The sequence below is a fragment of the Thermogemmatispora sp. genome, assembly GCF_019683635.1.
In the GTDB taxonomy this organism is placed as follows: domain Bacteria; phylum Chloroflexota; class Ktedonobacteria; order Ktedonobacterales; family Ktedonobacteraceae; genus Thermogemmatispora.
Map to the genome: position 1 here is coordinate 1 of NZ_JADGIA010000229.1, position 7,930 is coordinate 7,930.

At 58.9% G+C, this 7,930-nt stretch carries 6 protein-coding genes; 2 read left to right on the plus strand and 4 right to left on the minus strand.

Features of this window, described 5'->3' with window-relative positions; translation table 11 throughout:
• Nucleotides 1–343 precede the first annotated feature (343 nt).
• Nucleotides 344–1,000 (plus strand): HD-GYP domain-containing protein, encoded by a 657-nt coding sequence (locus IRZ31_RS18595; protein WP_363325700.1) that lies wholly within the window; start codon nucleotides 344–346, stop codon nucleotides 998–1,000.
• A gap of 153 nt (nucleotides 1,001–1,153) precedes the next feature.
• Here IRZ31_RS18595 and IRZ31_RS18600 read toward each other — a convergent pair whose 3' ends face one another.
• The 4 genes from IRZ31_RS18600 to IRZ31_RS18615 all read right to left on the minus strand — a co-directional run bounded on the left by IRZ31_RS18600 (nucleotide 1,154) and on the right by IRZ31_RS18615 (nucleotide 4,858).
• A complete protein-coding gene (locus IRZ31_RS18600; RefSeq protein ID WP_297156407.1) occupies nucleotides 1,154–1,924 on the minus strand; it encodes a hypothetical protein in 771 nt (256 codons plus the stop codon).
• A gap of 38 nt (nucleotides 1,925–1,962) precedes the next feature.
• Nucleotides 1,963–2,721, minus strand: coding sequence for an amino acid ABC transporter ATP-binding protein (locus IRZ31_RS18605; RefSeq protein ID WP_363325701.1), 759 nt, complete (start codon nucleotides 2,719–2,721; stop codon nucleotides 1,963–1,965).
• Between the two features lie 117 nt (nucleotides 2,722–2,838).
• Complete coding sequence (locus tag IRZ31_RS18610) at nucleotides 2,839–3,630, minus strand: amino acid ABC transporter permease (protein ID WP_297156410.1); 792 nt, start codon at nucleotides 3,628–3,630, stop codon at nucleotides 2,839–2,841.
• Nucleotides 3,631–3,997: 367 nt separating this feature from the next.
• On the minus strand, nucleotides 3,998–4,858 hold the full coding sequence (locus tag IRZ31_RS18615; protein WP_297156412.1) for an ABC transporter substrate-binding protein: 861 nt from the start codon (nucleotides 4,856–4,858) through the stop codon (nucleotides 3,998–4,000).
• A 498-nt stretch (nucleotides 4,859–5,356) separates the two neighbouring features.
• On the opposite strand from IRZ31_RS18615, the gene IRZ31_RS18620 reads away from it, so the two are divergent.
• A complete protein-coding gene (locus IRZ31_RS18620; protein WP_297156414.1) occupies nucleotides 5,357–7,795 on the plus strand; it encodes an amylo-alpha-1,6-glucosidase in 2,439 nt (812 codons plus the stop codon).
• The last annotated feature ends 135 nt before the right edge of the window (nucleotides 7,796–7,930 follow it).

The following is a 7,930-nucleotide window of genomic DNA, read 5'->3' on the forward strand; positions in this document are numbered from 1 at the left end:
GTCGCAGTGATCTTTCCTGCACATAGAATGGATGGTAAGAGGAGTCTATCATAAATTATGACGATTAAAAAACAGGCGGCCCGGAAAGAGGGACCATTTGGGGGATGAGCAAGCAGTCCGCGTTCCCATAAGGAAGCGGGCCGGTCACAGGCGACTGACCAGGCTGGCTCGCGCGGCTTTCAGGAAGAGCAAAATAGCGGACGAGTGACACAAAAGTACTGCCTGAAAACAAGAGCTTGGGCAGACAGCAAGTGAAAACATTACTATATTATATGATTCATCGTCTTGCACTCATTCTCTTTACCGTTATCCATTGTGGGCTTAGAGGGAGTAGAGCAGAGTGGTGGCAGTCAAAACCCTGAAGGATGGCAGGGAGAGCAGAGAGATTCTGCTAGCCTTTGCCCGGAGCATAAAGGAGCGCGATCTCGTGACCTACGAGCACTCGCGCCGGGTTGCTGTCTACGCCTATCGATTGGCGAGCAAGCTGGGGTGGGAGCACGGTCAGGCCCGTGATCTGGCCCTGGCGGCTTTGGTTCATGATCTGGGAAAGACCTGGATCGCCAACGAGATTTTGCACAAGTCCGCCGCCCTCTCCGCTGAGGAACGGCGTAAGATGCAGCGCCATCCGGTCATCGGGGCCCGCATCTTAATCGGGTGCGATGTGGACCCGTTTTATGTTGAAACTGTCTTGTACCACCACGAGCGCTGGGACGGCCAGGGCTATCCATCAGGATTGCGCGGCGAGGCTATTCCCCTGAGTGCGCGCATTCTGACGGTGGCCGACGTCTACGATGTCTTGACCTCGCAGCGCCCCTACAAAGAACCGTATTCGTCGGAGATGGCGCGCGAGCGCATTGGGCGCGATGCCGGTACCAGCTTCGACCCAACGGTGGCCGCAGCTTTTGTGGAGCTGCTGGACACTACTCCGGATTTCCTTCTTCCCTGTCAGCCAGCAGACCTGGATCAGCTAGCTGAGATCGCCTTGTTACAGTTGCCCTGATTCCCTGCCGCTTCATTCGGTTACTTCTGGCGGTTGGAGCCGGGGAAGGAGCCGGGTGGCGGGGAAAGGGCCAGGCAGGTCGACAGTTTCATTGGCCAGTGAGCCAGTGGACCACTAGCTCACTGGCCAGTGGTCCGCTGGCAGGCTCTCCACTCAGCTTTGGGTAAGGATCTGCAGGTCAAAGATCGGTCCTTCGTGGCAGATGAGGCGCGGGCCACGACTGGTCTCCAGAGCACAGGCCAGACAGGTACCAGTGCCGCAGACAAGGGGTTGGAGCACAGCAAGCTGGGCGAAGCCTGGGCGGCGCAGGCGTTCGAAGCGTCGATGGAGCTGCAGCGCCGTTTCACGTGAAACGCCCAGGCAGATAGCATCAGCCCAGCCGAGATAGTCCCCCAGCACCGTCAAGAGTGTTCCCTGCTGACCTCCACTGCCATCGCTCGTCACCAGATGGTACTCGACTTCTTCCGGCAACAGTGCAGCCGGGTAGCCTTCTGACTGCTGCGTTACTTCTTGAACAAGGGTCACTGCCAGCCCCCGCTCGCTGGCGCGCTGAGCCAGCAGCGCCAGTGCTACAACACCGAAGCCCTCAGCGACCAGCAGCAGCGTGCTCAGGTGGGACGGGAGCCGCCAGCCCTGGCCTAATGGGCCTAGCAGGTCCAGCTTCTCCCCCGCAGAGCGCCTCGCCAGCCAGGTTGTACCACGCCCACGCACCTGGAGCAGAATACGACAGCGCTCGCCCTCGATGCTGTGCACAAAGAAAGGTCGGCGCAGCAGAGGATCAAACGACCCCTCCTCAGCACAGCGTACCATGCAGTACTGGCCCGGACGCACCGCCTGAGCCAGCGCCGGCGCCTCTAGCTCTAGCAAGTGCAGGCCCTGCCGCACGGTCCGGTTTTCTGCCAGTGTCGCCCGGTAAAGACGCATACCCGCTGTGCTCCTCCTGCTCATCAGACTTTGCTTGCCTAATCTGCGGCAATGAGGCCGAGAAAGTTACGGGTACGCTCGTTCTGCGGATCATCGAAGATCTGCTCAGGTGGGCCTTCCTCAACAATTACCCCGTGATCCATAAAGATCACGTGATCAGCTACATCGCGAGCAAAGCCCATCTCGTGGGTCACGACCACCATTGTCATGCCTTCCTCCGCCAGCTGGCGCATAACCTTCAGCACTTCACCCACCAGCTCGGGATCGAGGGCCGAGGTCGCCTCGTCGAAGAGCATCAGCTTGGGTCGCATGGCCAAAGCCCGCGCAATGGCTACTCGCTGCTGCTGACCTCCCGAGAGCTTATGAGGATAGACGTGGGCTTTCTCTTCCAGGCCGACCTTGCGCAGCAACTCCATTGCCTGAGCAATCGCCTCGTCGCGCGGTATGCCCAGTACATGAACGGGAGCTTCGATAATGTTCTCCAGGGCTGTCATGTGGGCAAAGAGATTGAAGCGCTGGAAGACAAAGCCGATCTGAGCGCGCATCTTCGCAATCTCAGCTTCCCTGGCCTCGACCAGTTGTCCCTTAACCAGACGGTAGCCGACAAGCTGCCCATCCACATAGATGTAGCCACTGTCGATCTTCTCAAGATGATTAATACAGCGCAGCAAGGTTGTTTTGCCGGAGCCGCTGGGGCCGATGATCACCACAACCTGCCCACGCTTCACCGTCATACTGACATTGTTGAGGACGAGCAGGTCGCCGAAGCGCTTCACGGCCTGCTCGACACGAACCATCTCCGTGTTCTCGGTGGCTTGAGGCACGGCGGATGGAAGAGGTGGCTCTTGCTCCTGATAGCCATTATAGCTTTGCTGCTGCGTCACTGGTAGCGCCTCCTTTCAAGCACACACGCCTTAGCGCGCTCCTCCATGTCCACCAGCGATCAACTCGCCAGACTCCAGCGGTGGATTGCCAAATCCCAGGACCCGCTGGGCCCAGCTCTTCTGTCCTGGACGCCGACCTGGCCGTCCGCCCTTGGCCGCGTACTCGGGGTCCAGCCGACGCTCGATCCAGCGCTGGAAGTAGTCCCACAAGGTAGTCAGCAGCAGGTAGTAGAGGGTAGCCACGATCAGCAGCTCAAAAATCGAGAAGCTTGGCGCCCCAAGGATCTCGGCGGTACCAGTCAGCTCTTCCAGCCCAATGACTGAAGCGATCGAGGTGGTCTTGAGCATATTGTTGAATTCGTTGCCGAGCGGAGGGATAATGACCCGCGCTGCCTGGGGCAGAATAATGCGGCGCATAGCCAGCCAGTAGCGCATGCCCAGAGCACGCGCCGCCTCCATCTGCCCTGGATCGACCGAGCTGATGCCCGCCCGGATGATCTCCGACATGTAGGCTGCCTCGTTTAAAGAGAAGGCAATCAATATGCAGGTGATCTGACTGAAGAGCAGGCCGGGGACCAGCTTGGGCAACCCATCCCAGAGCAAGAGCACCTGGACGAGCAGCGGGCTGCCGCGGAAGAACCAGACATAAACTTGTACGGGGAAGGAGAGCCACTTGAAGCGCGACATGCGCATGAGCGCCAGAAACAGACCGAGGACCACGCCGGCAAGCTGGGCAACGACAGAGAGCCAGAGCGTGGTCCAGGCAGCCTGGAGAAAAAAGGGCGAAACAATGAATTTCCAGACGGCATCCCAATCGAACATGGCGGGGATCTCCTTGGGTCGTTAGATCCGGCAGGCAAGAGGCTAGCCAGCACTGGACGCAGAGCGAGCCGAGCCAACTGAGCACGCCTTCCTACCTCTGGCAGCTGAGTCATCCTTTCTGGTCTGCTTGGACCAGATGGCTTCCTCACTTATGATAGTGTACTGCAGAAGTGGGGAGTCCATGCCACCCCTTTTCCTACTCAGGGAGGCGGTAGAGAAGCAGCCAGCTGCGGTAGCGGCGGCCCCGCCTCAGTCGGCTGCAAGCTCACTCTGCCCGAGCCATCAGCCTCCATAGGAGCGGGCAAATCAAACGCCTGGTGCGACGAAGGAGGCTGAGGTAACATGCGCGAAGAGCCTGCCAGTGAGGCTAGAGGAGGATACGCTGCTCCCTCAGAGCAATGGCGCCGCTGATCAGCCCCCATTTGTCGATGAGCTGCTTGTAGGTTCCATCGCTGCGCATGGCGTCAAAGGCACTCTTGACAGCATTGTAGAGAGCCGTATCCCCTTTGCGGAACATAATCCCCTCGGGGGCAGCATTGACCACCGAGCCGCCCACCTCAAACTTGCCTGGATTCTGCTTTAAATAATAGTCGGTCACTGGCGAATCCTGATAGGTGGCTACCACGCGATGGTTGGCCAGCAACTGGACGACTTCCGTCTGATCCTTGAGCACCGTCAGATGGATGGGAGGCTTGCCGGCCTTGGTGCAGTTCTCCGAGGCCGTCTGCAGATCAGTCTGCTCAACTGTACCAGTCTGAACGCCAACATTTTGGCCACAGAGTTGATCAACGCTCGTGATATGCAGTGGATTGCCTTGCTCGACCAGGAGCGACTCGCCGGCATTAAAGTAGGGGATGAAGTCAAACTTCTTCTGACGATCGGGGTTGATCGTGACTGCCGAGATCACGAGGTCGAAGCGCCGGGCCGAGAGGTCGTCAAAGATGGTGTCGAAGCCATCAGTGACCACGCGAACCTGCAGCCCCAGGCGCTTGGCGATCTCCGTGATGAGATCGATATCGAAGCCCTTGGGCTGGTTAGTGGCTGGATCAATGAACTCCTGAGGTGGATAGGTTGTATCGCTACCGACCGTGAGGACGCCCGGTGTAATGAGGCCGTATTTGTTGCTCGCATTGCCCCCGCCGCTCGCGGGCGCTGATGAACCACCGCAGGCGGCCAGGGCCAGGGCAAAGATGAGCACAATGCCCAGCAAGATCCCACTTCGTAGCACTCGCCGGCTTCCTGCCCTGCGGACTGGAGAGGATACCATGCAGACACCTCCTCTGGTTAACAGAACGACATGGGGTGCAAAGGATATGCGCAGTGTAGCATAGCTCGACTGTTATTGACAAGCTCCCGGTTTGATCGCAGACCTGGACGCCCGTCGACATAATACAAGGTAGGAAGGAGGCCAAGACCGTTGCGCAGAACAAAGGTCAAAGCCCACCTCGGGAAGATGAGCAGCCTGTGCTCGCTCGGGGCTTGACACTGGCACTCTCTGCATTGTTATATACGCCCCGCCTGGGAGGATTGTCACCCGAGGCTCATTTGTGCAACGCCAGAAGAACAATCCTTTTACATTGTAGAAAGGACCGTGTGAAAAACGCTGCTTCCTGGCACTTATTATGCTACACTAAATAAGGGGTGCTGTGAGGCACAACGTACAGGCAGAGCATGACGTCCAGCGGGGAGAGCCGCCTATCATTGAAGAGGGCCTGGAGGGTCCACGATGCCCATCACATTTGATCGCCATATCTGTTGTGACCTGAACGAGACCATTTCGCGCGAGTGGCTGATCACGAACGGGCTGGGAGGTTATGCCGCCGGCACTGTCGCTGGCGTGCTGACGCGCATGCAGCATGGTCTGCTGGTTGTCCCAATTGAGCAGAAGGCTCCTCCCCAGCTATTGCTGGCTAAGATCGATGAGGAGGCCGTCTTTGATCAACGCACCTACTATCTTGGGACAAACGAGTACCGTGATGGCACGCTCAGCCCCGCCGGCTTTGTTCATCTGGAGGCCTTTCGCTTAGAGGAAGGTTTTCCCGTCTTTCTCTATCGCATTGGCGGCCTCGATGGGGTGATGTTAGAGAAACGAATCTGGATGATTCCAGGCCAGCATACGACCTGCATCCAGTATCGCCTTTCGCGCAATCATGAGCAGCGCGGCCTCGGGCCGGAGAGCGAGCGCGCGCGTGTGGCAACCTCAGCCTCGGGTTCGACCAGCCCTCCTGCCTATCAGCGCACATATCTTCGCTATCGTGCTTTGGATCAGCATATTTTGGAACTGACCCTGCTGCCATTCTCTGCCTACCGTCCTTTCGACTGCCCCCAAACCGGTCACAACGACTGGCACTTTCAAGTAGAAGTACACCATAGCAGTGAGCAGCGGCCAGGGGCTGCGCCGGCCTCATGGTCGGGGGGCCAGCTGCTCCTTCCACGCGGCGTGACCGGCTGCACCATTCGGGCCTCCCAGGATGCTCAGCCCTATCACCTGTTCATCGTCGGCCATCCAGACAGCCAGCCTCTGTTTATCCCGACAGGGGTATGGTACTGGCACTTTCTGCGGCGTGTTGATCGCGACGCCGGACGACCTGCGGTGGACGACCTCTACCTGCCGGGAGTCTTTCGCGCGCGTCTCTGGCCGGATGAAGAGGCGACGCTGACCATTGTGGCCACGACCGAGGACCCTGCTCTGTTGACGCTGACGCCCAGCTATCTGGCCCTGGCCTATCGGCGGAGCATCGAGCAGCAGCGCGCTCTGCTCCAGCCACAGCGCTACTTCGGCGAAGGCGGCGAAACCTCCCATCGCCTTCAGGTGCTGCCTCTGACAGGGACCACCAATCCTCAGCGTGAGGGCGAGGAGTTTCTGCACCTGCTTGTGCAGGCAGGAGATCGTTTTCTGGTTCGTCAGCGGCCTGCTCGTCTGGTCGGCCTGGGCTACGGGCCTTACGGCAGGTCACTGGCGGGTCAGGAAGCAGAGCGCTTCTCGATCCTGTCAACGTTCTATGGACTGGAGGAGTACACACGCGATGCGCTGATCGCTCTGCCCGGGTTGATGCTGGCCACCGGACGCTTCGACGAGTGCCGCCGCTTGCTCCGAGGACTGGCACGCCACTTTAAGCAGGGCTTGCTGCCGGATCGTTTACCGCGCGCTGGCCAGCGCCTCAACGAGACAGACTATTGCAACGCAGATGTGACGCTCTGGTACCTTTATGCCCTCGACCACTATTTCCGCTTCAGTGGCGATGAAGAGCTGATTGCCGAGCTTTACCAGCGCCTGGCGGAAAGCCTGCTCTGGTACCTGGAGGGAACTCTGCATGGGATTCAGGTTGATCCGCATGACGGCTTGTTGCGGAGCACCAGCGCTCACCAGGCCCTGACATGGATGAACGCTTATCTCAATGGAAGCCCGGTCACGCCTCGCACCGGCAAGGCAGTTGAAGTCAATGCTCTCTGGTATCATGCCCTGGCACTAATGGAGGAGTGGTCGGCATTAATCCGCGGGCGCGGTGGGAACACGTATCTGAGTGGACGCTTTCAGGAGCTGCGCCAGCGCTGCGAAGAGGGGTTTCAGCGCTTCTGGTATGCCGAGGGCCGCTATCTTTATGATGTTCTCGATGGACCTTCCGGCCATGATCCCAGCTTGCGCCCTAATCAGCTGCTGGCCATTTCTTTGCACCATACGGCCCTCGCCCCTGACCATCGCCTTGAAGTGCTAGAGCAGGTCACGCGCCATCTGTTGACCCCCTATGGGCTGCGTACGCTAGCCCCCCACGATCCCGCTTATCGCGGACGACTGGGCAGAAGCAGCGACGAGCAGCGCCAGGCCCTGCACCAGGGCAGCGTCTGGACATGGTTAATCGGCCCCTATATCGAGGCTCTCTTGAAGCTCGATGGCCGGAATAGAAGAGAGGAGCCAGACCACGGTAACGCTACCCCACTGGGGCACGAGTACATCTGGCGCCAGGGCTTACGTGCACTGGAACCGTTTCTTCACGAGCTGGGTCAGAATACGCTCGGCATGATCGGCGGCGTTTTCGATGGCGATCCTCCTCACCACGCTGGCTATCAGGCCGCCAGCGCCAGCGGTGTCGCCGAGCTACTGCGGATCTATAGCTATTTAGCTCAGGCTGGAGCCGGGCATCTGGTTCCCGCTCTCTCGGTGTAAGAGTAGCGCTTCACCGGCATTCTACCATTTTCACAGTTCCCTGCAGATAGTTTTATACACATTTCAGGCAGGTTATCCACAGGCAATGTGGATAACCTGTCGATAAAGGTTTCTTGCGCCGGTCACTTTTCCACA

What these genes read in the sequence shown, in the direction of transcription:
- IRZ31_RS18605 (WP_363325701.1), bottom strand. Translation starts at nt 2,721, where the DNA reads ATGGTTCGTGTCGAGCAGGCCGTGAAGCGCTTCGGCGACCTGCTCGTC.
- IRZ31_RS18600 (WP_297156407.1), bottom strand. Translation starts at nt 1,924, where the DNA reads ATGCGTCTTTACCGGGCGACACTGGCAGAAAACCGGACCGTGCGGCAG.
- IRZ31_RS18620 (WP_297156414.1), top strand. Translation starts at nt 5,357, where the DNA reads ATGCCCATCACATTTGATCGCCATATCTGTTGTGACCTGAACGAGACC.
- IRZ31_RS18610 (WP_297156410.1), bottom strand. Translation starts at nt 3,630, where the DNA reads ATGTTCGATTGGGATGCCGTCTGGAAATTCATTGTTTCGCCCTTTTTT.